Below are 23,417 nucleotides of genomic sequence, written 5' to 3'. Positions count from 1 at the left end.
TTCTTGCTACGTGGCATCCTGCGGCAGGTTGAGATCGCGGCCGCGGGTTTCGGGAGCAAAGAAGGTGGTGATTAAGCCGATGGCCGCCATTACAACAAAATAGCAGGCGACAGGCCACCAGTGACCGAAACCGGACAGCAGCGCGGTGGCGATCAGCGGCGCGGTACCGCCGGAGAGGATCGAGCCGAGCTCTTTGGCGAACGCCATCTTGGAGTAGCGGTTCTTCACGCCGAACAGTTCGACGCCGTAGGCCGCCTGCACGCCGAAGATCCCCAGCGACGCGATGCACATGCCGACCACGATCACCGAGATGACGATCGCCGGATCACGGCTGTCGAGCAGCCAGAACGCCGGGAAGGCGTACAGCACCAGCAGCAGGCAGAACCAGCGGTAGGTGATGCGGCGGCCGAAACGGTCAGACAACCAACCGGCCAGCGGGATCACCAGAAAACCGCACAGCGAGGCGATCAACACCGCCAGCGCCGGCACCGATTTATCGACCATCAGCACCTTGGCGACGTAACCGACGATAAAGCCCTGACACAGGTAAGAGGGGCCGTTCTCGCCGATGCGCAGGCCGAGCATCACCCAGAACGCCTTGGTGCGTTGCAGGTAGCTGCGCGTATCTGGTGCGGCATGGGCGGCGTCCAGCATGCGCTGGTGGTTTTGCTGCAGCTCGCGTTCGAAAACCGGCGTTTCCCGTACGTGACGGCGCAGATACAGCGCTACCCCGGCGATCAGAATGCTGGCGAGGAACGGAATGCGCCAACCCCAGCTCATCAGGTCTTCTTTGTCGAGCTGCAGCACCAGCAGCCATACCAGCGATGCCAGCAGGGTACCGCTGTTGGAGCCGATGGCGATGATAGACGCCACCAGCCCGCGCCGTTTGGCCGGTGCGTACTCCGCCAGCATCACCGCGCCGCCGGACAGCTCCGCGCCGGCGCCGAACCCCTGCGCGAAGCGCAGGATCACCAGGCAGGCGGGGGCCCAGACGCCGATTTGCGCATAGGACGGGATCAGGCCGATCAGCGTGGTGGAGAGGCCCATCAGCGCCACGGTGGTGATCAGCACTACGCGGCGGCCTTTGCGATCGCCGATCCAGCCGAACACCAGCGCGCCGATAGGCCGTGCGACGAAGCCGACGGAGTAGGTGGCGAAGCTGGCCAACAGCGCGACCAGCGGCGTGGCTTCGGGGAAGAACACGTCGCCGAACACCATGCCGGCCGCTAGGCCGTACAGCGCAAAATCGACGTATTCCATGGCGGTGCCGAGCCAGCAGGAGAAGGTGGCGCGCCAAAATTGGCTGCGCCCCTCTTTGGTTGCCAGGCGTTCATCGGCCGCCAGCGCGGCGTCGGCGGACTGTGGAGTGGCAAGCGTTGTTTCGCTCATGGCAGTGCTATCCTCTTTTGTTCTGCGCCTTGAGGGGCGCGGTTAAAGATGGTTTCCCTGGTGTCGGCGACAAAGGTGTGCCGGCAAATCATGTCGGACGCATGGCGATTCAACGCTGCGGCATCAGAGTATCTACGCGCGTAGATAACACAACGCGAGGAAGCTGAAACTTTGCGTGCGATCACAGAATCGCCAGCGCGCCGGGGAATGAAGATAGAGAATGCGGATGGCAAAAAGATGACAGAACTTCGGTTTTTCCGGACGAGGCGAGCGCCGTTTTCGCCACGAATCAGCCTGCCGCTTTCGCATTTCTGCGCTACAATGGGGGCCTGTTAACAGTTTGTATCGTCTGGCGCGCCGTACCGGCTGCGGTCCAGGCGAGGAGTAAAACAATGTCTGGCATCAGGGATTCCATCCTGCCGCCGCTGGAGTGGCTGTCCGAACAGGATCCTCCGGCGCCCGCCGCCGTCAGCGACTGGCTGATGGAGTTAGGCTCCATGACCCGCCGATTTGAACGTCATTGCGCCCAGGTGCGTGTCGAACCGCAGCGCGAATGCTTCGTCACGCGCGAAGCGCTGGGCGACGAGGCGAACCACTTACCCGACAGCCCGCGCTACTGGCTGCGCGAAGTGGTGCTGCTGGGCGACGGCCAGCCCTGGCTGTTGGGGCGCACGGTGATCCCGGAAAATACGCTGACCGGCCCCGATCAGGCGTTGGTGGATCTGGGCACGCTGCCGCTCGGGCGCTATCTGTTCAGCAGCGGCGATCTGACCCGCGACTATATTCATATCGGCCGGCAGGACGCGCTGTGGGCGCGCCGTTCGCGGCTGCGGTTGGCGGGGAAGCCGCTGTTGCTGACCGAACTGTTTTTACCGGCTTCACCGCTGTATTCAGCGGTTCCCGCATGAGAGAGGAGAGCAAGACCTTGGAGGGAAGCGTGACTCAAAGTAAATGGCGGGCTTACAGCCATTTGATGCGCATTGATAAACCGATCGGCACGCTGTTGCTGCTGTGGCCGACGCTGTGGGCGCTGTGGCTGGCCGGGAAAGGCGTGCCGCCGCTGTCGATTCTGGTGGTGTTCGTGCTCGGCGTGTTCCTGATGCGCGCCGCTGGCTGCGTGGTGAATGACTACGCCGATCGCGCGGTGGACGGCTACGTGAAGCGCACTGCCGGGCGGCCGATGCCGAGCGGCCGGGTGAGCGCGAAAGAGGCCAAGGTGCTGTTCGTGGTGCTGGTGCTGATCTCGTTCTGCCTGGTGCTGACGCTGAACGCGATGACCATCTGGCTGTCGCTGGCGGCGCTGGCGTTGGCTTGGGTGTATCCGTTCATGAAGCGGGTGACCAACCTGCCGCAGTTTGTGCTGGGTGCCGCGTTCGGCTGGGGCATTCCGATGGGCTATGCGGCGGTCAGCGAATCGCTGCCGCTCAGCTGCTGGCTGTTGCTGCTGGCCAACATCTGCTGGACGGTGGCCTACGACACGCTGTATGCGATGGTCGATCGCGATGACGACCTCAAGATCGGCATCAAGTCCACCGCTATCCTGTTCGGCCGTTATGACAAACTGATCGTCGGGCTGCTGCAGCTCGCGACGCTGTTGCTGCTGGCGTGGGTCGGGTATCTGGCGCAGCTCGGCGGGGCGTTTTACTGGTCGCTGCTGCTGGCGGGCGCGTTGTTTATTCACCAGCAGAAGCAGATCGCCGGGCGTGAGCGCGACGCCTGCTTCAAAGCCTTCCTGCAGAACAACTATGTCGGGCTGGTGGTGTTTATCGGCATCGCGTTGAGTTATCTGCCGGGGTAACGGTTCCCCAAAGCAAGAAAAAAGGCACCCCATGGGGTGCCTTTTGTTTTTCCGCGCCGGGCGAAATCACTCGTCTTGCTCTTCTTCCGCGTCGGCTTGCGGCAGGTCGTTGGTCTCCGCCGGCATATTAACGCTTTCGATGGTCAGCTTGATTTCCGGCGTGATCAGATCGCTCAGCATGTTGTACACCTCGAGGGTGTGCTCGCGGATCGCGTCACCGCTGTCGTTGATATAGCCCTCTTCACGCAATGTCGCCACCAGGGTGGAGAACACCGCCTTGTCGAAGAACTCCGGCGCATTGATGCCATGCAGTACCGACAGGCGCTGCGCCATGATGCGGCTCTCTTTCTCCAGCGCGCCGCGGTTGATGCTCGGGTTGGCGCTGAGGATCGACATGGTGATGGCGTAGCGCTGCAGGGTTTCGCGCACCCCGGCGGCCAGCAACTGCAGCGGGCGAATGCGCGCCGGGTTCAGCACCAGCTCGTCGCCTTTGTCGCAGATCAGCTGTTGGCGGATCAGCTCGTCGATCATCGGCCGGAGCACCTCCGGCAGCTGTTCCTTGTCGTTGTGCAGGAACAGCTCGGCCTTCAGCATCGGGTAGATCATGCCGATCTGGCGCAGCAGCTCGGCGCGCGATACCCGGCGGTGATGCATCACGATGCTGGCGATCAACGACGGCAACACCAACAAGTGGTGGATGTTGTTGCGGTAATAGGTCATCAGCACCGCCTGCTCGCGCGGCAGAATGATGATGTCGCCGATGCTGTCCTTCTCCACCTCGAACTTGTTCATGTTCAGCGCGTGATCCAGCAGCTCGTCCGGCGTTTGCGTCGGCACGGTGACGTCACGCGCGTAAGGCGCGTTGCGCATCAGCTGCAGGTAGCACTCGAGCTGTTCAATCAGCTGTTCGCGGGTCAGCGAACGCTGGCGCGAGGCCAGCAGCGCGGTGGAACACAGGTTCATGGCGTTGGCCGCGGCGGCGTTGTTGATGCGCACCATGATCTGGCCGGCCAGATCGTTGACCGTCGGCGTCAGCCAGCTTGGGCGCTGGGCTTCGATCGGATCGATCGACTCGCGCCACTGCGGCACGTGCTGGTTGAGATAAGCCGTCAGCGGCAATGGCTCGCCGAAGTTGACGTAACCCTGGCCCAGATTGCGCAGCTTGCGCAGGCCGCGCACCATCTGCGGCAGGCTCTCTTTTTCCTTGGTGGCGCCGCGCAGCTCTTTGGCGTAGGTGCCCACTTCCATCACGTGCTCGTAACCGATGTAGATCGGCACCAGCGTGATCGGACGGGCGCCGCCGCGCAGCATCGCCTGGATGGTCATCGACAGGGTGCCGGTCTTCGGCTCCAGCAGACGACCGGTGCGGGAACGGCCGCCTTCCACGAAGTATTCCACCGAGTAGCCGCGGGTGAACAGCTCGCCGAGGTATTCACGGAACACCGTCGAGTAGAGCTTGTTGCCCTTGAAGGTGCGGCGGATGAAGAACGCGCCCAGACGGCGGAAGATCGGACCGGCCGGCCAGAAGTTGAGGTTGATGCCCGCGGCGATGTGCGGCGGCACCAGGCCCTGGTGATACAGCACGTACGACAACAGCAGGTAGTCCATGTGGCTGCGGTGGCAGGGCACGTAGACGATCTCGTGCCCGTCCTGCGCCAGCTGGCGCACGCGCTCGGCGTTGGTGACGTTGATACCCTGATACAGCCGGTTCCAGGTCCAGCTCAACACGCGATCGGACAGACGCACGGTTTCGTAAGAGAAGTCGGCGGCGATCTCTTCCATCAGCGCGATAGCGTTCTGCTGGGCTTTCTCGTGCGAGATCTTCTTGCTGCGCGCTTCGTCCTCGACCGCTTTTTCGATCGCCTTTGACGCCAGCAGCTTGTTGAACAGATCCTGACGGGCCGGCAGGCTTGGGCCTACTGCGGCCAGGCGCTGACGCGAGAAGTGCATGCGCGCCACGCGCGCCAGTTTCTGCGCGATGGTTTTATCCGTGCCGTGCTCGGTGGCCATGCGGCGCAGCGAAACGGTGTTGGAGAAACGCACGAAGCTATCGCGGCCGAGCCACAGCACGGCGAAGAATTTCTGCACGCCATTCAACAGACGCAGGTGCGGCGTGCCGTGGCCTTCGCGGCCCGGCGAGCGGCCGAACATCACCGAAACTGGCAGCATCTGGATGTCGAGATCCGGATTGCTGCGATGCAGATCCAGATAGTCGTGGAACAGTTTTACCGACTCTTCTTTCGGGGTGTAATAGCGGAACACGCGCGGGCCGTCGTGAATGAACACGTAGCTCGGCAGCACGGTGCCGTCGATCTCCAGCGAGTCGAGCGGATCGGGCAGATCCTGCGCCAGGCACTGGGTGCGCAGCGTCAGCAAATCCGCCTTGGAATTGTAAGGCAAAACATACAAAATCGGCCGTGAGGGATCCAACCCTAGCTCGGTAACCGGATCTGATGGGATGACCTTACTTCTTACCAACAATTTAAGTGGTAAATTCAATAGTTTATAATAAATTTTACGCCAACCTGACATAACAACGTGAAGCCTCTTGTTAGCAATGCGCCGCAAGCATACCAGAAACCGGGTAGCAGATCTGTGGTGTTCGAAAACCGGGAGCCGTCAGCGCGGACTGTTCTAGACTCTTTTTATTATGACCGACCTCTGAGAAAGGCACGAAAACATGGCAAACCAAGCAACCGGATTGACCCGCATCATCAAGGCCGCCGGCTATTCCTATAAAGGGCTTTCCGCCGCCTGGCAACACGAGGCGGCGTTCCGCCAGGAGCTGGTGGCGACCGTGCTGGCTATCATACTGGCTGTGTGGCTGGATGTGGGTGCGATAGCGCGCATTTTATTGATCGGATCGGTCGCGCTGGTGATGATCGTCGAGATCCTGAACAGCGCGATCGAGGCGGTGGTGGATCGCATCGGCAGCGAACATCACGAGCTGTCCGGCCGGGCCAAGGACATGGGATCGGCGGCGGTGTCGCTGGCGATCGTGCTGGCGCTGTTCGTTTGGGGCACGGTCTTATGGCAGCATTTCGGCTGACGAAAGGCGCCTACTGACTGATTTTTATTTATTCTTCGGTTCCCAATCCGCGCTTACCTGTATATACTCACAGCAAGACTGTATAAACAAACAGGGGGCGGAATGAAAGCACTAACTACCAGACAGCAAGAGGTCTACGATCTGATTCGCGATCATATTTCGCAAACGGGCATGCCGCCAACGCGTGCCGAGATCGCGATGCGTCTGGGGTTCCGCTCGCCTAACGCCGCCGAAGAACATCTGAAGGCGCTGGCGCGCAAAGGGGTGATTGAAATCGTCTCCGGCGCGTCGCGCGGCATCCGCCTGCTGATGGAAGAAGAGGAAGGCCTGCCGCTGATCGGCCGCGTCGCCGCCGGCGAGCCGCTGCTGGCGCAGCAGCACATCGAAGGGCACTACCAGGTGGATCCTTCCCTATTTAAACCGAGCGCCGATTTCTTGCTGCGGGTGAACGGCATGTCGATGCGCGACATCGGCATCCTGGATGGCGATCTGCTGGCGGTGCACAAAACGCAAGACGTGCGCAACGGCCAGGTTGTGGTGGCGCGCATCGAAGACGAAGTGACGGTCAAACGCTTGAAAAAACACGGCAACGTGGTTGAGCTGCTGCCGGAGAACAACGAATTCCAACCGATCGTGGTCGATCTGCGTCAGCAGAATTTCACTATCGAAGGGCTGGCGGTTGGCGTGATCCGCAACGGCGACTGGATTTAAACGCCGCGCCATCCGTACCGCTCCCTGTATCAATCGCCCCTGTTCTGGGGCGTTTTTGTTTCTGACTTTGCCCTTCGCCACTGTTACGGGAACATCTCATCATGCGTTTGATTTCCGCCTTCACCAGCGACACCGATAAAGCCCTGTGGCGCCTGGCATTGCCGATGATTTTCTCCAATATCACCGTGCCGCTGCTCGGACTGGTGGACACTGCGGTGATCGGCCACCTCGACAGCCCCATTTATCTGGGGGGCGTGGCGATCGGTGCGGTGGCGACCAGCTTCCTGTTCATGCTGCTGCTGTTCCTGCGCATGAGCACGACCGGCCTGGCGGCACAGGCGCTGGGGGCGCAGAACCCCCAGGCGCTGGCGCGCGCGTTTATGCAACCGCTGCTGCTGGCGCTGTTGGCCGGGGTGGCGATCGTCCTGCTGCGCTACCCGCTGATCGAACTGGCGCTGCAGATCGTCGGCGGCAATGCCGACGTGCTGGAACAGGCGCGGCGTTTTCTTGAGATCCGCTGGCTGAGCGCTCCGGCGGCGCTGGCCAATCTGGTGCTGCTGGGCTGGTTGCTCGGCGTGCAGTATGTGCGTGCGCCGGTGATCCTGCTGATCGTCGGCAACCTGCTGAACATTGTGCTGGATATCTGGCTGGTGATGGGCCTGGGCTGGAACGTGCGGGGAGCGGCGGCGGCGACCGCCATCGCCGAATACGCCACGTTGCTGCTCGGCCTGTGGCTGGCGTGGCGGGTGATGCGCCTGCGCGGCATCACCTTGCCGATGCTGTGTGAGGCTTGGCGGGGCGATCTGCGCCGCCTGCTGGCGCTCAACCGCGACATCATGTTGCGCTCATTGTTGCTGCAACTGTGTTTTGCGTCGCTGACCATCTTCGGCGCTCGCTTGGGGAGCGATGTCGTGGCGGTCAACGCGGTATTGATGAATCTGCTGACGTTCACCGCCTATGCGCTCGACGGCTTCGCTTATGCGGTGGAGGCCCATTCGGGCCACGCCTACGGCGCTCGGGACGACAGCCAGCTGCGCAAGGTGTGGCACGCGGCCTGTCGGCAGGCGGGGCTGGTCGCGTTGGCCTTTGGCCTGACCTATGCCGTCATCGGCCAGCAGATCGTGGCGGCGTTGACCTCTTTGCCGGAGCTGCGTGCGTTAGCCGCCCACTATTTACCTTGGCAGGTCATCCTGCCGCTGGTCGGCGTGTGGTGCTATTTGCTGGACGGCATGTTTATCGGCGCCACGCGCGGCGCCGAGATGCGCAACAGCATGGCGGTGGCCGCGGCGGGATATGGTATTGCGCTGTTCAGCGTGCCGCTGCTCGGTAACCATGGGCTCTGGCTGGCGTTGGCGGTGTTTTTGGCGCTGCGCGGCTTGGCGTTGGGCTGGATCTGGCACCGTCACCAGCTGCGTGGCAGTTGGTTTACTGCACGCTAGTCCAGAAACTTTGTTGGGTAATAAATTAGATTTTTTTATGCTTTCATTCATGTTTACTTACATGTTTTCGGTCCGGGCCTGTTCACGTTAGCTTGTTGTTTGTTGGCGTTTTTTGTTTTTATTTTATTTATTAATGGTTTTTTATACTGGTTTTTTTATTTTAATTTCTTTGTTTGACTAGAATTAGTCTTGTGGCTGGCGAATGAATGGGCGTGATTACCCTTAAGGTGAGGGCGTAATCAGCCAGAAATATTTCTGGTTAACCCCGGCCGGTTACAGGGATCGCTGATTCACCACAGGTTAACGGAGAGACTATGAATAAAGATCAAGCCGACGGTAACTGGAAGCAGCTTAAAGGCAAAGTGAAGGAAAAATGGGGCAAGCTGACCGATGACGATCTGACGGTCATCGAAGGGAAACGCGAACAGCTGGTCGGTAAAATTCAGGAACGCTACGGTTATCAAAAAGAGGCGGCCGAGAAAGAGGTGAAAGCCTGGGAAGATCACACCAAACACCGCTGGTAATTTGCAGGGCCGCCATTGAAGGCGGCACGCACAGCGCAGGCCGGCGTCGCCCCATCCTCTGGCGTCCCGGCCGCAGGTACAAGGAAGTACCTGACTTCGTATTGCTTACTTCTTCTTGATGGCGATGCTGTGATCGTGTTCGGCGCAGTCATGCTTGCTGTCGCAAGCCTCAACCTCCACGCAGCCGGCACACAGACCGTGCGCCTCCACCACGCTGTGCCGCAGCGCAAATCCGGCCTCCTGCGCCAGCTTCTGCAGCGTTTCTTCTACGCCCTCGGTAGTGCGTTCGGTCACCTGGCCGCAGCGATCGCAGATAAACAGCGCGGACGTATGCATCGGCTGTTCGAAGTGATGGCACAGCACGTAGCTGTTGGCGGACTCTACCCTATGGATAAAACCTTGCTCCAGCAGAAAATCCAGCGCGCGGTAAACCGTCGGCGGCTTGGCCTGCGGTTCGGCGACGCGCAGCAGATCTAGCAGGTCGTAAGCGCTGATTGCACCGGGTTGCTGAGTCATCAGACGCAGCACTTCCAGCCGTTGCGGCGTCAATCGCACATTGCGTTGCTGGCAGAGGCGTTCCGCCTGCGCCAACAGCTTTTCCTGGGTGGTTGAGTTCATCGCAAATATCCCGGTACGTAAAAAAGCCGATTTTACCATGATTACGGCGAATCGCCGAGAGTTGCCCCTTTTCCCCTGAGGATAGTGCAGAGAAAGGCGCGTTGGCCGCGTTAAACGAGAGGTGCATCACAACTTTTTCCCGCAGGCGGGCGGCAAATCAACATTGCCGATTTTAGCGCTGGAGAGCGGGCGGTGAGAGCGGTATAACGCGCCTCACCCGCGTTAAAAGCTGGAGCCCCGTGATGACGGAAAGAGATAAATTGTTAAGCGGCCAGGTGTACAACAGCCGCGATGAAGAACTGATCGCCATGTACCACCGGGCGAGGGCGTTGACTAAATGCCTGGGTGCGCTGGATTCGCATCAGGCGGACGAAAAAAACCGCCTGCTCGGCGAGCTGTTCGGCGCCTGGGGAGAGGCAAGCTGGATTGAAACGCCATTCTGGTGCGACTATGGGCAACATGTCCGCATCGGTAAGAACTGTTTTATCAACGTCAATGGGGTGTTCCTCGACTGCAATACCATCACCATCGGCGATAACACGCTGATCGGCCCTAACGTGCAAATCTACACGCCGAGTCATCCGCTGAAGGCCGATGAACGCTTCACCGGCGATCCGGATTTTCCTTTCCGCACCTCGGCGCAGCCGGTGTCCATCGGCAACAACGTATGGATAGGCGGCAACGTGGTGATCCTGCCGGGGGTGACCATCGGTGACGGCACCACCATCGGTGCGGGCAGCGTAGTGACCGGCGACATCCCGGCCAACGTGCTGGCGCTGGGGCAGCCGTGCCGGGTTATCCGCGCGTTGGAATAAGTACGGTCGCTGGCCGACGGTTTATCGGCGGGAGTGGGGTAAGGGGGGCGAATGGCTTTCCTTACGGTGTTGCCGTTGTCGGTCATCGGCCAATGCCTGGCGTGCGGCCGCCAGGCGGCTCATGACGGTGCCGATCGGCACCGTCAGCACTTTCGCCGCTTCCCGGTAGGACAGCCCTTCAACATACACCAGAAACAGCGCGTTGCGCTGGGCCGCCGGCAACCGGTTTACGCGCCGCATCACTTCATTGAGCAAGACCGGTTGTTCACCGGTGTCCGCATCGCCCAGCTCTTCCGCCACCATGCAGCCTTGCCCCTGGCGAAGGAGCTGGGCGCGAACTTCATTGAGCCAAATAGAGTGCAAGATGGCAAACAGCCAGCGATCCAGATGTGAACCGGGGGTGAATTGCGCGGCGCGCTCCAGCGCACGCACGCAGGTCGCCTGCACCAGGTCGTCGGCGACATCCCGCCGGTGCGAAAGCACCAGCGCATAGCGCCACAGGCGGGAGAGATAGTGGCCGAGTTCATCGCGTATCGCATCGCCGCTGATAGTCACCTCCGCAGGCGCGTCGGATCAAGATTCCGGATGGCGGTCGATGGCTGCCGCCAAATCTCGGTACTCCTCGCACCCGGTGCCGCACAGCGACTGGATCACCTGCAGCTGTTGGCGCGCCAGGTCGGGCCGCCCTTTCAGCATATAGGCTTCACCCAGGTACTCGCGCACTTTGGGGTATTTCGGATCGAGGGCCACTGATTTTAAATAATAGCCGATACCCTCATCGGTGCGGCCAAGTTTGCGCGTGGCGTAGCCGCGATAATTCAGCGCTACGGCGGTGTTGGGATTTTTCAGCGTGTTGAGCATATCGATCGCTTCCTGATAGCGGCCGCTTTTCGCCAGTGCATAGGCATAGTTAGTGCGGTCGGCGTCGTCGACTTTGCTGCTTTTATCCACCGTGCAGGTCTGGGTTTTACTGTCGTAGACCTGGCCTTTCGGACAGGTTGGCGGGGTTTGGCCGCTACCGTCGCCGCCCATCGCCAGCGCCCCGCCGGAAAACAGCAGGCAGCCGGCAATGGCCGATGCCAGCAGGCGTTTAATGAAGCTGTTCATGGTTGTGTCCTCAAGGCAGAGGCGCCGTGCGCGCCCGTAATGAGATAACACCTGAGCGAGTGGGTTTATTCGCTTTATCCCCCACTTAATTTTTGTCGGCGACAAGGCGGTTTTCCCAACGGCGCCGATTGTCGTTATAATAGCCGTTTGCGGCCGCGCGCCGTTCGTTGAATTCAGACAGACATCAGGTAGCCAGTAACTCAGCATGACGAAAGACAACCACGCCCCAACCTACGCCGCCAATCGTTTCTCCATCGCGCCAATGCTCGACTGGACCGATCGTCATTGCCGTTACTTCCACCGCCTGCTGACCAAGGAAACGCTGCTGTACACCGAGATGGTGACCACCGGCGCGATCATCCACGGCAAGGGCGACTATCTGGCCTACAGCGAAGAAGAACATCCGGTGGCGCTGCAGCTGGGCGGCAGCGATCCGGCCGCGCTGGCGCACTGCGCCAAACTGGCGGAGCAGCGCGGTTACGATGAAATTAACCTCAACGTCGGCTGTCCGTCCGATCGCGTGCAAAACGGCATGTTCGGCGCCTGTTTAATGGGCCAGGCGACGCTGGTCGCCGACTGCATCAAGGCGATGCGCGACGTGGTGTCGATCCCGGTGACGGTGAAGACCCGCATCGGCATCGACGATCAGGACAGCTATGCCTTCCTGTGCGACTTTATTCAGACCGTCGCCGGGCGCGGCGAGTGCGACATGTTCACCATTCACGCCCGCAAAGCCTGGCTCTCCGGCCTCAGCCCAAAAGAAAACCGCGAAGTGCCGCCGCTGGACTACCCGCGCGTCTATCAGCTGAAGCGGGATTTCCCGGCGCTGACCATCGCTATCAACGGCGGGGTGAAAACGCTGGAAGAGGCGCAGCAGCACCTGCAGCATCTGGACGGCGTGATGATGGGGCGCGAGGCGTACCAGAATCCGGGGATTCTGGCGCGGGTCGACAGCGAACTGTTTGGCGCGCAAACCGCGGTGCCGGACAGCGTGGCGATCGTCGAAGCGCTGTATCCGTATATCGAGCGCGAGCTGTCCAACGGCACCTACCTCGGCCACATCACTCGCCACATCCTCGGTTTGTTCCAGGGCGTGCCGGGTGCGCGTCAGTGGCGCCGCCATCTGAGCGAGAACGCCCATAAACCGGGCGCCGATGCGCGGGTGGTGGAGCAGGCGCTGGCGCTGGTGCGCCAACCGCGGGTCGAAATGGCGTAATTAACAAAAAACTTCACCAATAGTTAGTCTTTTTCGCCAGGCATTCAGCGTATCACTGGATGCCTGTCTAATCATTTCAATGCGTTAGCGCTTTCGCCGTTCTGGCACGCTTCTTGTAATTCACTCTGCAGATACGTTGTATTGCAAAGGAGCAATCATGTTGGAAATCTTCTTTCTCATTGGCTTTGTGGTGATGCTGATGGTGACCGGCATCTCGCTGCTGGGGATCTTCGCCGCGCTGTTGGTGGCGGCGGCGTTCATGTTGTTGGGCGGATTGTTCGCGGTGGTGTTTAAGCTGCTGCCGTGGCTGATTTTGGCGGTGGTCGGGGTGTGGATTTACCGCTCGATGCAGAAACCTCAGATCAGACGCTACTGATTTTTTGCTGAATAATCAGTCAGTCACGCTGAAACTTGCGCAATCGCCCGCACCGCTAATGCGGCAGCGATCACAGCTTGGCAGTTTTCCCGCGCGATGTGGCACATAAAGCGTGTTTTTTGCCGGACGGGGCTGTTAGGATATTTATCGATGCAGTGATGCGACCAATTTCATCACCGTGAGAGACAACTAAAATTCGTGTTGCTGAAGCAACCCCTGTCTCTGGCGGACTCTGCTCTACCCCTACAAAACGCAGTAACAGAAAGGGCTCCGCAAGGAGCCCTTTTCTTTGGCCGTTATCAGGGGATCAATAGGCTGGAACCGCTGGTGCTGCGGCTTTCCAGCACCTGGTGCGCGCGTTGGGCGTCGGCCAGCGCGAATTTCTGCTCGTCTTTCACTTCCACCCGAATAGCGCCGCTGCCGATCAGCGAGAACAGCTCGTTGCTGGCGTACTGCAGCTCGGCGCGGTTGGTCACGTAGCCGTTAAGGGAAGGGCGGGTGACATACAGCGAACCTTTCTGATTGAGCAGCGCCAGATCGACCCCGGTCACCGGGCCGGAGGCGTTGCCGAAGCTGACCATCAGACCGCGCCGCTTCAGGCTGTTGAGCGAGGCCTGCCAGGTGCTTTGCCCCACCGAATCGTACACCACGCCAACCTTCTCGCCGTGCGTCAGCTCGGCTACCCGCTGGGCGATATCCTCTTTGTGGTAGTTGATGGTGGCCCAGGCACCGGCCTGCTTGGCCAGCGCGGCTTTTTCGTCGGACCCGACGCTGCCGATCAGGCGCGCGCCCAGCGCTTTGGCCCATTGGCAGGCGATAAGCCCAACCCCGCCTGCGGCGGCATGGAACAGGAACACTTCACCCGGCTGCACTTCGTGGGTCTGGCGCAGCAGATAGTGCACCGTCAACCCTTTCAAGAAAGAGGCGGCACCCTGTTCAAAGCTCAGGTTGTGCGGCAGCAGCGCCACTTTTTCTTCCGGCACGTTGTGGATTTCGCTGTAAGCGCCGAGCGACGACTGCGCATACACCACCCGGTCGCCCGGTTTGATCGCGCTGACCCCGGCGCCGACCTTGACCACCACGCCGGCCGCCTCGGTGCCGAGGCCGCTCGGCAGACTGGCCGGCGCGTATAGCCCGCTGCGCACATAGGTGTCGATGTAGTTGATGCCGATCGCCTTGTTCTCGATCTGCACTTCGCCGGCGGCCGGATCGAGCGGTGTAAAATCAACGTATTGCAAGACTTCCGGCCCGCCGGTGGCGGAGAATTGAATGCGCTTGGCCATGTCGTTACCTCGTTGGAGTGTCTGATTTCACCCTATTCTTTTTAGTCGCGGAGATCCAGTTCGCCCGTGCGGGGGCCAATACCTTTTTTGCATCGGTTATGACGCAAAAATCACGTATACTCTCGCGTCAGGATCCTTCATTCGCAACCGGATAAAGACTACGTTTCATGGCAGGAAAAAAACCAACCAACAAAACAAACGCGGACGAAACCAGAGAGCGTTCCAGAGATCGTCAGATGGAAGGGCTGAAGATGCCGCCGCACTCGCTGGAGGCCGAGCAGTCGGTGTTGGGCGGTTTGATGCTGGATAACGAGCGCTGGGACAACGTGGCGGAGCGCGTGGTCGCCAACGATTTCTTCAGCCGTCCGCACCGCCTGATCTTTACCGAGATGCAGCGTCTGCTGGAGATGAGCAAGCCTATCGACCTCATCACCCTGTCCGAATCGCTCGAGCAGAAGGGCGAGCTGGACTCGGTCGGCGGCTTCGCCTACCTGGCCGAGCTGTCGAAGAACACCCCGAGCGCCGCCAACATCGGCGCTTACGCCGACATCGTGCGCGAGCGCGCGGTGGTGCGCGAGATGATCTCGGTCGCTAACGAGATCGCCGACGCCGGCTACGATCCGCAAGGGCGCAGCAGTGAAGATCTGCTCGATCTGGCGGAGTCCCGCGTCTTCCAAATCGCCGAGAACCGCGCCAGCAAAGACGAGGGCCCGAAGGGCATCGAACGCATCCTGGAAGATACCGTGTCGCGTATCGAGCAGCTGTATCAGCAGCCGCACGACGGCGTGACCGGGGTCGATACCGGCTATCAGGACCTCAACAAGAAAACCGCGGGCATGCAAAAGTCCGATCTGATCATCGTCGCCGCCCGTCCATCGATGGGGAAAACCACCTTCGCCATGAACCTGTGCGAAAACGCCGCGATGACCCAGGAAAAACCGGTGCTGATCTTCAGCCTGGAGATGCCCGGCGAGCAGATCATGATGCGTATGCTGGCGTCGCTGTCACGCGTGGATCAGACGCGCATCCGTACCGGCCAGCTCGACGACGAGGACTGGGCGCGCATTTCCAGCACCATGGGCATCCTGCTGGAGAAGCGCAACATGTACATCGACGACTCCTCAGGCCTGACGCCGACCGAAGTGCGCTCGCGCGCGCGGCGCATTTTCCGCGAGCACGACGGGCTTAGCCTGATCATGATCGACTACCTGCAGCTGATGCGCGTGCCGGCCTTGTCCGATAACCGTACGCTGGAAATCGCCGAGATTTCGCGCTCGCTGAAGGCGCTGGCGAAAGAGCTGCAGGTGCCGGTGGTGGCGCTGTCGCAGCTGAACCGTAGCCTGGAGCAGCGCGCCGACAAACGCCCGGTCAACTCCGACCTGCGTGAATCTGGCTCTATCGAGCAGGACGCCGACCTGATTATGTTCATCTATCGTGATGAGGTGTATCACGAGAACAGCGATCTGAAAGGGATCGCGGAAATTATTATCGGTAAGCAGCGTAACGGCCCGATCGGTACCGTGCGCCTTACCTTTAACGGCCAGTGGTCGCGTTTCGACAACTACGCGGGGCCACAATACGATGACGAATAATCAGCTAAGGAACTGAAATGAAAGCGGCAACCGCTGTAATCGACCGCCGCGCTCTGCGACATAATCTGCAACAGGTGCGCCGCCAGGCGCCGCAAAGCCGCCTGATTGCCGTTGTGAAAGCAAACGCTTATGGACATGGCCTGCTGGAAACAGCACACACCCTGCAAGACGCCGACTGCTACGGCGTGGCGCGCATCGGCGAAGCGCTGATGCTGCGCTCCGGCGGCATCGTCAAACCGATCCTGCTGCTGGAAGGCTTCTTCAGCGCCGAAGACCTGCCGGTGCTGGTGGCGAACAACATCGAAACCGCGGTGCACAGCATCGAACAGCTCGAAGCGCTGGAGCAGGCCGAGCTGGCGCGTCCGGTGCCGGTGTGGATGAAGCTCGATACCGGCATGCATCGGCTGGGGGTGCGCCCCGAGCAGGCGGAGGCGTTTTATCAGCGCCTGTGCGCCTGCCGCAACGTGGCGCAGCCAGTCAATATCATGAGTCACTTCAGTCGCGCCGACGAGCCGGAATCCGACACCACGTTGAAACAGATCGCCTGCTTTGAGCAGTTCGCGAGCGGCAAACCGGGCCAGCGCTCGGTCGCCGCTTCCGGCGGCACGTTGCTGTGGCCGGACGCCCACAACGAGTGGGTACGCCCTGGCATCATTCTGTACGGCGTATCGCCGCTGGATAACGGCAGCGGCGCCGAGCATGGGCTGCAGCCGGCGATGACCCTGAAATCCAGCCTGATCGCGGTGCGCGAACACAAGGCCGGTGAAGCGGTCGGCTACGGCGGCACCTGGGTAAGTCCGCGCGATACCCGGCTGGGGGTGGTGGCGATGGGGTACGGCGACGGCTATCCGCGCAGCGCGCCGACCGGTACGCCAATCCTGATCAACGGCCGCGAAGTGCCGATCGTCGGCCGGGTGTCGATGGACATGATTTCGGTCGATCTCGGGCCGGACGCCGCCGATAAGGTGGGAGATGAAGCGGTGCTGTGGGGGCCGGCGTTGCCGGTCGAGCGTATCGCCGTCTGTACCGGCATCAGCGCTTATGAACTGATCACCAAGCTCACGCAGCGCGTGGCGATGGAATACATCGGCGACTGATGCGCCGCAGGGGCCGACGTGCGTCGGCCCCGTTCCTCAACGCGTTACTTCTTTACCGCCAACCATTTGTCGATAATCTTCTGATACTCTCCGGTCGCCTTGGCCAGGTGCAGCCACTGATCCACATACAGTTTCCAGCTCAAATCGTCGCGCGGCAGCATGTAAGCCTTCTCGCCGTACTGCATCGGCTTGGTCGGATTCACCGCGCACAGCTTCGGATAACGCTTCTGCTGATACAGCGCCTCGGAGGCGTCGGTGATCATCACGTCCGCCTTGCGATCCACCAGCTGCTGGAAAATGCTCATGTTGTCGTGCGTCAGCGTCAGCTTGGCTTTTGGCAGATAGGCGTGCACGAAGGCTTCGTTGGTGCCGCCCGCCGGCTCCAGCAGGCGCACCGACGGTTTGTTGATCTGTTCGAGAGTGCGGTATTTCTTCACGTCGGTGCAGCGCACCAGCGGGATTTTGCCGTCGGTATCCAGTTTGTCGGCGAAGAACACCTGTTTTTGCCGCTCCAGCGTGACGGAGATGCCGCCCATGGCGATATCGCACTTGCCGGAGACGAAGTCCGGCGTCAGGGTTTTCCAGCTGGTTTTCACCCACTTCACTTTGGCGCCCAGGCTCTTGGCCAGCGACTCCGCCATGTCGATGTCGATACCTTCATAGCCGCCGTCTTCCTTGAGGAAGGTATAGGGCTTGTAGTCGCCGGTGGTGCAGACCTCCAGGGTCTTTTGCTGCAGCACTTTGTCCAGGTGGGATTGCGCGCCGGCGCTGCCGGCGGCGAGCAGCAGCGCGAGGGGGAGTAGCTTTTTCATCTGGCGTCCTTTTTATACATTCGTGGTTTTATGCGTTACTTCGCCGTTAATTGTCGTTTGCCTGCATGGGTTAGCCGTTTTTTATGCCGCTTACCGGCGAAAACGCCGGGCGTTGCTGCTGTACGCGATTTAAGCGCCAGGGTGTGACGTCGGCAACGGTAAAAAAACTGGTAGGCTGTAACGTCAACATTTATTAACACAGTTTACAGGTGGCTATGTACAACATTGACGATTTTGATATGAAAATCCTGACGCTGTTACAGGCCAACGGCCGTCTGACCAATCAGGAGCTGAGCGAGCTGGTGGGGCTCTCCGCCTCCCAATGTTCGCGGCGGCGCATCAGCCTGGAGCAGGCGCAGCTGATCCGCGGTTACCACGCGCGGCTGGCGCCGGAGGCGGTCGGTCTGGGATTGGTGGGGCTGATCGAAGTCAGTCTGATCACGCACGCGCAGGAGCAGATCGACAGCTTTCATCAGATGCTGGAGGAAGTGGACGCGATCCTTGACGCTTACAAGACCACCGGCGACGCCGATTACCTGCTCAAAGTGGCGGTGGCGGACCTGCCGGCGCTGAGCGAATTCATCAGTCAGACGCTGTCGCCGCACAAAAGCGTGGCGCATATCAAAACGGCGGTGGTGCTCAATCGCATCAAGGAAAACGGTTTATTGCCGGTGGCGCGAGAAAGCTAAAACCGAATGCGGTTTTCCGTCTATATTAGGAACGTAACGCTGTGCCCAAACCACAATAAATAAACCAGGAGAAAAACCCCGTGTTCCAGAACGTTGACGCCTATGCCGGCGATCCCATTCTGTCGCTGATGGAAAAATTCAAACAAGACCCGCGCGCGCACAAGGTAAACCTGAGCATCGGCCTGTACTACGATGCGCAGGGCATCATCCCGCAGATGCGGGCGGTCGCCGCGGCGCAAGCGCAGTTGAACAGCGTCGAGCATGGCGCCTCGGTATATCTGCCGATGGAAGGGCTGCAGTCTTACCGTTCCGCCATTCAGCAACTGCTGTTCGGCGCGCAGCACCCGATGCTGCAGCAGGGGCGCATCGCCACCATTCAGACCGTCGGCGGTTCCGGCGCACTGAAAGTGGGTGCCGATTTCCTGAAAAGCTACTTCCCGGATTCGCAGGTGTGGGTCAGCGATCCTACCTGGGAAAACCACGTCGCCATCTTCAGCGGCGCCGGTTTCAAAGTGAATACCTATCCGTATTTCGACAGCGAAAGCCTGGGCGTGAAGTTCGACGCCATGCTCGCCGCGCTGAAACAGCTGCCGAAGCACAGCATCGCGCTGCTGCACCCATGCTGCCACAACCCGACCGGTTCCGACCTGACCCCCGCCCAGTGGGATGAAGTGGTCAAGGTGATCGCCGAACGTGAAATCATTCCGTTCCTCGACATCGCCTATCAGGGCTTCGGCGGCGGCATGGAGCAGGATGCTTACGCTATTCGCGCCATCGCGGCGGCCGGTTTACCGTGCCTGGTGAGCAACTCGTTCTCGAAGATCTTCTCGCTGTACGGCGAGCGCGTCGGCGGCCTGTCGGTGGTGTGCGAAAGCGAAGAAGCGGCCGGGCGCGTGCTGGGCCAGCTGAAGGCCACCGTGCGCCGCAACTACTCGAGCCCGCCGAACTTCGGCGCGCAGCTGGTGGCCAAAGTGTTGAACGACGCCCAGCTGAAAACCCAATGGCTGGACGAAGTGGAGAGCATGCGCACCCGCATTCTCGAGATGCGTCATGCGCTGGTGGACACCCTGAAGAGCGCGCTGCCGCAGCGCAACTTCGATTACCTGCTGGCGCAGCGCGGCATGTTCAGTTACACCGGCTTCAGCGCGGCGCAGGTCGATCGTCTGCGTGAAGAGTTTGGCGTCTACCTGATCCACAGCGGGCGCATGTGCGTGGCCGGTTTGAACCACAACAACGTGCGTCAGGTGGCCGAGGCGTTTGCCGCGGTGCAGTAACGCCTGTTAGTCTGAACGGACGTTGATCGAGGAGCGATAGCGATATCGCTCCTTTTTTATTGCCGGCGCGCCGCCGAAGTTGCCGCAAACCGGAGAGAGAATATACTGATTGAGGGGCGCTCACTCATGTGGCATCAGCAAACGCTAATCCTCAGCGCAAAAGCGCGTGGCTTTCATCTGGTTACCGACGAGATCGCCAACCAGTTAACCCACTTACACCGCCTGCAAACCGGCCTGCTGCATCTGTTGCTGCAGCATACCTCGGCCTCGCTGACGCTCAACGAGAACTGCGATCCCACGGTGCGAGCCGATATGGAGCAGCATTTCCTGCGTCAGGTGCCGGAAAACGCACCCTATCAGCATGACTACGAAGGGCCGGACGACATGCCGGCGCACATCAAATCCTCGCTGCTGGGCGCTTCCTTGACGCTGCCCGTCAGGCACGGGCGGCTGATGCTGGGCACATGGCAGGGCATCTGGCTGGGGGAGCACCGCATCCACGGCGGAGCACGCCGTATTGTGGCCACATTACAGGGGGAGTAACCCAATGAATAACAGCGCATTGCTGGAGTACTGCATGGCGAAGCCGGGCGCGGAACAAAGCGACCAAAACCAGTGGCAGGCCAGCCAGATCAAGGTGGGCGACGTGATGTTCGCCATGGTGTGCGAGGTGGAAGGGCGGCCGGCGCTGGCGGTCAAGTCCAGCCCGGAGCTGGCGGAAAGCCTGCGCGAACACCATCCGGAGATCGTCGCCTGCGACGGTCTGAACAAGGCGCACTGGAATACGGTGTTCCTCGACGGCAACCTGCCGAACTCACAGTTTTACACGCTGATCGACAGCTCTTATCAGCTGGTGGTGGAAGGCCTGCCCGAACACGTGCGCCAGGAACTGCGCGCCTGATTGCCGGGCGGCGGCGCCGCCCGTTTTTTCCCGTTCTTTCGTCTTAAAGCGTGATCGCGGTCCTGATTTGGGAACGTTCCCTTTTTATCGCCTGGCTAAAGCGACTACGCTTGAGCCTTCAAGCAACGCGGATTAAGGAGGCCGATATGGCCATCAGCGAAGAAAAGCGCAAGATGATCGCCGGAGAGCTGTACGACGCCGGCGATGAACTGCTGCGCAGCGAACGCCGGCGCGCACGCCAACTGACGCATCGCTACAACCATTCGTCGCCGGAAGAGGGCGAGCTGCGCAAGCAGTGGCTGGATGAGCTGCGCAAGCAGTGGCTGGATGAGCTGCTGGGCCGCTATCAGGGCGGCACCATCGAGCCGACGTTCCGTTGCGACTACGGCTATAACATCTATCTCGGCAAGAATTTCTACGCCAACTTCGACTGCGTGATCCTCGACGTATGCGAGGTGCATATCGGCGACAACTGCCTGCTGGCGCCGGGCGTGCATATCTACACCGCCACTCATCCGCTGGATGCCGAGACTCGCGTCGGCGGGGCGGAGTTCGGCAAGCCGGTCAAGATTGGCGACAACGTGTGGATCGGCGGGCGTGCGGTGATCAATCCGGGCGTAACCATCGGCGATAATGCGGTCGTGGCGTCCGGCGCCGTGGTCACCAAAGACGTGCCGGCCAACTGCGTGGTGGGCGGTAATCCGGCGCGCGTGCTGAAAACGCTGTAGGCGCGCCGGAGTAGGTTAAAACATGCTGCCGTGGCGCTCGAAGCCGTGCATCTCAATGTCTTTGAGCGCCTTGAAGCGTTTAACCATCACCGCATGGTCAGACAGCAGATTGCTGATGCGGACAAACAGCTCTTTATTCTCGTCTTCACACTGTTCCAGCCAGGCCTGCGGGTTCACGCCATGTTGCATCCAGGGGCCGACGGCCAGCAACCGCACCGTGTTGGCGTAGTTCGGGCACACCGCGAGCGCCACGCGATCGGCGGAATACTCCTGTGCGCGAGTCGTCGCCAGGCCGGGCAGCAGCAGCGACTGCGGCACGACGCCGATCGCCAGACGCCACAGCGACACATGGCGCAGTTTGTGGTGGGCCAGCTCATGCGCCAGCACGAACTCCACGATCTCCGGCGCGGTAGGCATCAGCATGGCGATTTCAGAATGGATCACCACGTAGCGCTGGCGGCGATTGCACTCCAGCGCGAAGGCGTTGACCACGCCGTTGCCGTTGGTCAGATAAAGCTTGGGCAGCGTCTTGAGTTCCAGCCGCCGGCCGATATCCTGATACAGCGCAAATAATTCCGGAAATTGCGCCGGCCCGATGCGCAAGGCGTTGGATTTCGCCTGTGCGGCGAGATAGAAACGATAAATATAGAAAGCGATCGGGATCAGCGGTAATAACGCAAGCAGGCTGAGGGTATCCAATGTTTCCTTGGCGTCGTCTCCCAATCCAAGTGCAGTGCCATCCGTATTTACCACGACGGCGGCGATACCAAATAAAAAACCGAGCAACGTAATTATCGCCGACAGCCAGATCATGGGCATTTCCCATCGATGCCGAAATGCGGTGAAATTGCGGCTCTCTGTCGCATGATGTTGACACATAAAATATCCTTAATAAGAGGGAGTCACGCCTGACATTGTCAGGTAAATAATCAATGCTTAATTATCCATCCGTTTACCTAACAATCAGCTAAACTATAGTTCATTTTTTAACCGCGACGTTTTCCCTGCCTGCACAGACCCTGGGCAACAACCTCAGAAGCTGTAACTGGCGCTGGTGAAGGCCATGCCCGAGGTGGTTTTCTCGACGATAGGGCTGTCGGCCGCATCGCCCAGCAGACGGGTCACGCCGACCCCGGCCTGGAAAGCGACGTTCGGCCGCCACTGATAATTGAGGGCGGCGGTGAGCGTGGCGTCCTTAAATCCGCTGCCCGGCCGATAAGCGCTAAAGGCGCTGCGTTGAGCCTGCTGCGACGTTACGCCGAAATAGCCGCGTAGATAGCCGCTGTTGGCCCAGGTGGTGGAGAGGTTGCCGATCAACGTCAGCTGTTCGCTGAGCGGATATTGCCCGGTGAGCCCGGTTTCCACATAGGCGGTGTGGCCCAGTTCTTCCCCGCCGTAGCTGCGTTTGCGCGTCGCCTGCATCCCTTTGACATAGGCGCGGAAGGGATCGAATTGGTAGCTTAGCTCGGCGCCGGCCTCCAGTGCGCCACCCAGTTTTCCCATGCCTTTGAGCCGGGTGTTGCGGCCGCGCAAGGTTCTGATTTCTTCGTCACGACCGGCGTCATAGTTAAGCAACAGCGCGATGCCGATGGGCCCGGCCAGCGGAAATTGCCAGCGCGCCCCTTCGCTGCCCGCGCTGAACTCTCCCCAGTTGGCGTTTTGATAGCCGGCATTCACCTGATACAGAGGTTCAATACTGTAAAAAGAAGAGCCTTCATAGGCGGGGGCGACGGCGAGACCGCCGGCGAGCGTCAAAGACGCTTCGCCGTCTTGCGCCTGACCGGCGAGGGGGAAAAACAATAACAGCGCGGCGGCAGAGGTTCCCAATTTATTATCCACGTTAAACACCTTTTATATCATCCCATTGAAAGTACGAGCCAATAGGCCCATTCATTTATTGAAGGCTATTTATAAACGCTATGTTTATATTGATTAATATGCGCGCGGTGCACAGGCGCGGCGTTATTTCATCGGAATAGTGAAGCGCATGGGGAATAAA

The 23,417-nt window shown here is 60.2% G+C and carries 25 protein-coding genes; 16 read left to right on the top strand and 9 right to left on the bottom strand.

Features of this window, described 5'->3' with window-relative positions; all coding sequences use genetic code 11:
* Positions 1-6: 6 nt before the first annotated feature.
* Positions 7-1,389 (bottom strand): MFS transporter, encoded by a 1,383-nt coding sequence (locus ACRAWE_RS17910; RefSeq protein ID WP_432525675.1) that lies wholly within the window; start codon positions 1,387-1,389, stop codon positions 7-9.
* A gap of 392 nt (positions 1,390-1,781) precedes the next feature.
* Here ACRAWE_RS17910 and ubiC point away from each other — a divergent pair, with 392 nt between their 5' ends.
* Both ubiC and ubiA read left to right on the top strand, forming a co-directional pair.
* Entirely contained in the window at positions 1,782-2,297 is a 516-nt protein-coding gene (ubiC, locus tag ACRAWE_RS17905; RefSeq protein ID WP_063918667.1) for a chorismate lyase, read from the top strand.
* Entirely contained in the window at positions 2,294-3,187 is an 894-nt protein-coding gene (ubiA, locus tag ACRAWE_RS17900) for a 4-hydroxybenzoate octaprenyltransferase (protein WP_063918668.1), read from the top strand. Before ubiC ends, ubiA begins: the two co-directional genes overlap by 4 nt.
* Before the next feature lie 66 nt (positions 3,188-3,253).
* Here the strand turns inward: ubiA and plsB are convergent, their stop codons facing one another.
* Positions 3,254-5,719 (bottom strand): glycerol-3-phosphate 1-O-acyltransferase PlsB, encoded by a 2,466-nt coding sequence (gene plsB, locus ACRAWE_RS17895; protein ID WP_025160137.1) that lies wholly within the window; start codon positions 5,717-5,719, stop codon positions 3,254-3,256.
* A 148-nt stretch (positions 5,720-5,867) separates the two neighbouring features.
* Between plsB and ACRAWE_RS17890 the strand changes: the two genes are divergently transcribed.
* From ACRAWE_RS17890 to ACRAWE_RS17875, 4 genes are all read left to right on the top strand, one after another.
* Entirely contained in the window at positions 5,868-6,236 is a 369-nt protein-coding gene (locus ACRAWE_RS17890; RefSeq protein WP_019453222.1) for a diacylglycerol kinase, read from the top strand.
* A gap of 102 nt (positions 6,237-6,338) precedes the next feature.
* Positions 6,339-6,947: a transcriptional repressor LexA gene (gene lexA, locus ACRAWE_RS17885; protein WP_025160136.1), complete on the top strand. Its 609-nt coding sequence runs from the start codon at positions 6,339-6,341 to the stop codon at positions 6,945-6,947.
* 101 nt (positions 6,948-7,048) lie between these two features.
* Positions 7,049-8,386: an MATE family efflux transporter DinF gene (gene dinF, locus ACRAWE_RS17880; protein ID WP_019453221.1), complete on the top strand. Its 1,338-nt coding sequence runs from the start codon at positions 7,049-7,051 to the stop codon at positions 8,384-8,386.
* Between the two features lie 314 nt (positions 8,387-8,700).
* Entirely contained in the window at positions 8,701-8,910 is a 210-nt protein-coding gene (locus ACRAWE_RS17875; RefSeq protein WP_004936743.1) for a CsbD family protein, read from the top strand.
* A 105-nt stretch (positions 8,911-9,015) separates the two neighbouring features.
* Here ACRAWE_RS17875 and zur read toward each other — a convergent pair whose 3' ends face one another.
* Positions 9,016-9,528 carry a zinc uptake transcriptional repressor Zur gene (gene zur, locus ACRAWE_RS17870; protein ID WP_015379223.1) on the bottom strand — a complete coding sequence of 171 codons (513 nt, stop codon included), beginning with the start codon at positions 9,526-9,528 and terminating at the stop codon, positions 9,016-9,018.
* Positions 9,529-9,770: 242 nt separating this feature from the next.
* Between zur and ACRAWE_RS17865 the strand changes: the two genes are divergently transcribed.
* Complete coding sequence (locus ACRAWE_RS17865; protein ID WP_432525673.1) at positions 9,771-10,343, top strand: sugar O-acetyltransferase; 573 nt, start codon at positions 9,771-9,773, stop codon at positions 10,341-10,343.
* A 21-nt stretch (positions 10,344-10,364) separates the two neighbouring features.
* Here ACRAWE_RS17865 and ACRAWE_RS17860 read toward each other — a convergent pair whose 3' ends face one another.
* Both ACRAWE_RS17860 and ACRAWE_RS17855 read right to left on the bottom strand, forming a co-directional pair.
* The gene (locus ACRAWE_RS17860) at positions 10,365-10,898 is read right to left on the bottom strand and encodes an RNA polymerase sigma factor (RefSeq protein ID WP_084799185.1); all 534 of its coding nucleotides are present in this window, start codon (positions 10,896-10,898) and stop codon (positions 10,365-10,367) included.
* A gap of 18 nt (positions 10,899-10,916) precedes the next feature.
* Positions 10,917-11,450, bottom strand: a complete 534-nt coding sequence (locus ACRAWE_RS17855; protein WP_197667942.1) for a tetratricopeptide repeat protein — start codon at positions 11,448-11,450, stop codon at positions 10,917-10,919.
* A gap of 205 nt (positions 11,451-11,655) precedes the next feature.
* Here ACRAWE_RS17855 and dusA point away from each other — a divergent pair, with 205 nt between their 5' ends.
* Together dusA and pspG are read left to right on the top strand one after the other, a co-directional pair.
* A complete protein-coding gene (gene dusA, locus ACRAWE_RS17850) occupies positions 11,656-12,666 on the top strand; it encodes a tRNA dihydrouridine(20/20a) synthase DusA (RefSeq protein WP_019453217.1) in 1,011 nt (336 codons plus the stop codon).
* 157 nt (positions 12,667-12,823) lie between these two features.
* The gene (pspG, locus tag ACRAWE_RS17845; protein WP_019453216.1) at positions 12,824-13,042 is read left to right on the top strand and encodes an envelope stress response protein PspG; all 219 of its coding nucleotides are present in this window, start codon (positions 12,824-12,826) and stop codon (positions 13,040-13,042) included.
* 299 nt (positions 13,043-13,341) lie between these two features.
* Here pspG and ACRAWE_RS17840 read toward each other — a convergent pair whose 3' ends face one another.
* The gene (locus tag ACRAWE_RS17840; RefSeq protein ID WP_019453215.1) at positions 13,342-14,325 is read right to left on the bottom strand and encodes a quinone oxidoreductase; all 984 of its coding nucleotides are present in this window, start codon (positions 14,323-14,325) and stop codon (positions 13,342-13,344) included.
* A gap of 167 nt (positions 14,326-14,492) precedes the next feature.
* Here ACRAWE_RS17840 and dnaB point away from each other — a divergent pair, with 167 nt between their 5' ends.
* Both dnaB and alr read left to right on the top strand, forming a co-directional pair.
* Positions 14,493-15,917: a replicative DNA helicase gene (gene dnaB / locus ACRAWE_RS17835; protein WP_025160134.1), complete on the top strand. Its 1,425-nt coding sequence runs from the start codon at positions 14,493-14,495 to the stop codon at positions 15,915-15,917.
* A 17-nt stretch (positions 15,918-15,934) separates the two neighbouring features.
* Entirely contained in the window at positions 15,935-17,014 is a 1,080-nt protein-coding gene (gene alr / locus ACRAWE_RS17830; protein WP_211130557.1) for an alanine racemase, read from the top strand.
* 44 nt (positions 17,015-17,058) lie between these two features.
* On the opposite strand, the gene ACRAWE_RS17825 is transcribed toward alr, so the two are convergent.
* Positions 17,059-17,826 carry a transporter substrate-binding domain-containing protein gene (locus ACRAWE_RS17825; RefSeq protein ID WP_019453213.1) on the bottom strand — a complete coding sequence of 256 codons (768 nt, stop codon included), beginning with the start codon at positions 17,824-17,826 and terminating at the stop codon, positions 17,059-17,061.
* A 215-nt stretch (positions 17,827-18,041) separates the two neighbouring features.
* Here ACRAWE_RS17825 and ACRAWE_RS17820 point away from each other — a divergent pair, with 215 nt between their 5' ends.
* The 5 genes from ACRAWE_RS17820 to maa all read left to right on the top strand — a co-directional run bounded on the left by ACRAWE_RS17820 (position 18,042) and on the right by maa (position 21,418).
* Entirely contained in the window at positions 18,042-18,515 is a 474-nt protein-coding gene (locus tag ACRAWE_RS17820; RefSeq protein WP_049201491.1) for an Lrp/AsnC family transcriptional regulator, read from the top strand.
* Positions 18,516-18,595: 80 nt separating this feature from the next.
* Complete coding sequence (locus ACRAWE_RS17815; protein ID WP_041922290.1) at positions 18,596-19,789, top strand: amino acid aminotransferase; 1,194 nt, start codon at positions 18,596-18,598, stop codon at positions 19,787-19,789.
* A 126-nt stretch (positions 19,790-19,915) separates the two neighbouring features.
* Complete coding sequence (locus ACRAWE_RS17810; protein WP_063918672.1) at positions 19,916-20,332, top strand: secondary thiamine-phosphate synthase enzyme YjbQ; 417 nt, start codon at positions 19,916-19,918, stop codon at positions 20,330-20,332.
* Between the two features lie 4 nt (positions 20,333-20,336).
* On the top strand, positions 20,337-20,690 hold the full coding sequence (locus ACRAWE_RS17805) for an MmcQ/YjbR family DNA-binding protein (RefSeq protein WP_019453210.1): 354 nt from the start codon (positions 20,337-20,339) through the stop codon (positions 20,688-20,690).
* A 146-nt stretch (positions 20,691-20,836) separates the two neighbouring features.
* Positions 20,837-21,418, top strand: coding sequence for a maltose O-acetyltransferase (gene maa / locus ACRAWE_RS17800; protein WP_432525671.1), 582 nt, complete (start codon positions 20,837-20,839; stop codon positions 21,416-21,418).
* 15 nt (positions 21,419-21,433) lie between these two features.
* Here maa and ACRAWE_RS17795 read toward each other — a convergent pair whose 3' ends face one another.
* Together ACRAWE_RS17795 and ACRAWE_RS17790 are read right to left on the bottom strand one after the other, a co-directional pair.
* Positions 21,434-22,231: a M48 family metallopeptidase gene (locus ACRAWE_RS17795; protein ID WP_157783364.1), complete on the bottom strand. Its 798-nt coding sequence runs from the start codon at positions 22,229-22,231 to the stop codon at positions 21,434-21,436.
* Between the two features lie 219 nt (positions 22,232-22,450).
* Positions 22,451-23,257 carry a MipA/OmpV family protein gene (locus tag ACRAWE_RS17790; RefSeq protein WP_063918750.1) on the bottom strand — a complete coding sequence of 269 codons (807 nt, stop codon included), beginning with the start codon at positions 23,255-23,257 and terminating at the stop codon, positions 22,451-22,453.
* Between the last annotated feature and the right edge of the window lie 160 nt (positions 23,258-23,417).

Source organism: Serratia sp. BFP-2025, from assembly GCF_050880365.1.
GTDB classification, from domain to species: domain Bacteria; phylum Pseudomonadota; class Gammaproteobacteria; order Enterobacterales; family Enterobacteriaceae; genus Serratia; species Serratia surfactantfaciens.
This window is presented reverse-complemented; position numbering and strand designations above follow the sequence as displayed.

Coding starts and splice junctions, on each gene's coding strand:
- ACRAWE_RS17910 (WP_432525675.1), bottom strand. CDS start 1,389: ATGAGCGAAACAACGCTTGCCACTCCACAGTCCGCCGACGCCGCGCTG.
- ubiC (WP_063918667.1), top strand. CDS start 1,782: ATGTCTGGCATCAGGGATTCCATCCTGCCGCCGCTGGAGTGGCTGTCC.
- ubiA (WP_063918668.1), top strand. CDS start 2,294: ATGAGAGAGGAGAGCAAGACCTTGGAGGGAAGCGTGACTCAAAGTAAA.
- plsB (WP_025160137.1), bottom strand. CDS start 5,719: ATGTCAGGTTGGCGTAAAATTTATTATAAACTATTGAATTTACCACTT.
- ACRAWE_RS17890 (WP_019453222.1), top strand. CDS start 5,868: ATGGCAAACCAAGCAACCGGATTGACCCGCATCATCAAGGCCGCCGGC.
- lexA (WP_025160136.1), top strand. CDS start 6,339: ATGAAAGCACTAACTACCAGACAGCAAGAGGTCTACGATCTGATTCGC.
- dinF (WP_019453221.1), top strand. CDS start 7,049: ATGCGTTTGATTTCCGCCTTCACCAGCGACACCGATAAAGCCCTGTGG.
- ACRAWE_RS17875 (WP_004936743.1), top strand. CDS start 8,701: ATGAATAAAGATCAAGCCGACGGTAACTGGAAGCAGCTTAAAGGCAAA.
- zur (WP_015379223.1), bottom strand. CDS start 9,528: ATGAACTCAACCACCCAGGAAAAGCTGTTGGCGCAGGCGGAACGCCTC.
- ACRAWE_RS17865 (WP_432525673.1), top strand. CDS start 9,771: ATGACGGAAAGAGATAAATTGTTAAGCGGCCAGGTGTACAACAGCCGC.
- ACRAWE_RS17855 (WP_197667942.1), bottom strand. CDS start 11,450: ATGAACAGCTTCATTAAACGCCTGCTGGCATCGGCCATTGCCGGCTGC.
- dusA (WP_019453217.1), top strand. CDS start 11,656: ATGACGAAAGACAACCACGCCCCAACCTACGCCGCCAATCGTTTCTCC.
- pspG (WP_019453216.1), top strand. CDS start 12,824: ATGTTGGAAATCTTCTTTCTCATTGGCTTTGTGGTGATGCTGATGGTG.
- ACRAWE_RS17840 (WP_019453215.1), bottom strand. CDS start 14,325: ATGGCCAAGCGCATTCAATTCTCCGCCACCGGCGGGCCGGAAGTCTTG.
- dnaB (WP_025160134.1), top strand. CDS start 14,493: ATGGCAGGAAAAAAACCAACCAACAAAACAAACGCGGACGAAACCAGA.
- alr (WP_211130557.1), top strand. CDS start 15,935: ATGAAAGCGGCAACCGCTGTAATCGACCGCCGCGCTCTGCGACATAAT.
- ACRAWE_RS17825 (WP_019453213.1), bottom strand. CDS start 17,826: ATGAAAAAGCTACTCCCCCTCGCGCTGCTGCTCGCCGCCGGCAGCGCC.
- ACRAWE_RS17820 (WP_049201491.1), top strand. CDS start 18,042: ATGTACAACATTGACGATTTTGATATGAAAATCCTGACGCTGTTACAG.
- ACRAWE_RS17810 (WP_063918672.1), top strand. CDS start 19,916: ATGTGGCATCAGCAAACGCTAATCCTCAGCGCAAAAGCGCGTGGCTTT.
- ACRAWE_RS17805 (WP_019453210.1), top strand. CDS start 20,337: ATGAATAACAGCGCATTGCTGGAGTACTGCATGGCGAAGCCGGGCGCG.
- maa (WP_432525671.1), top strand. CDS start 20,837: ATGGCCATCAGCGAAGAAAAGCGCAAGATGATCGCCGGAGAGCTGTAC.
- ACRAWE_RS17795 (WP_157783364.1), bottom strand. CDS start 22,231: ATGATCTGGCTGTCGGCGATAATTACGTTGCTCGGTTTTTTATTTGGT.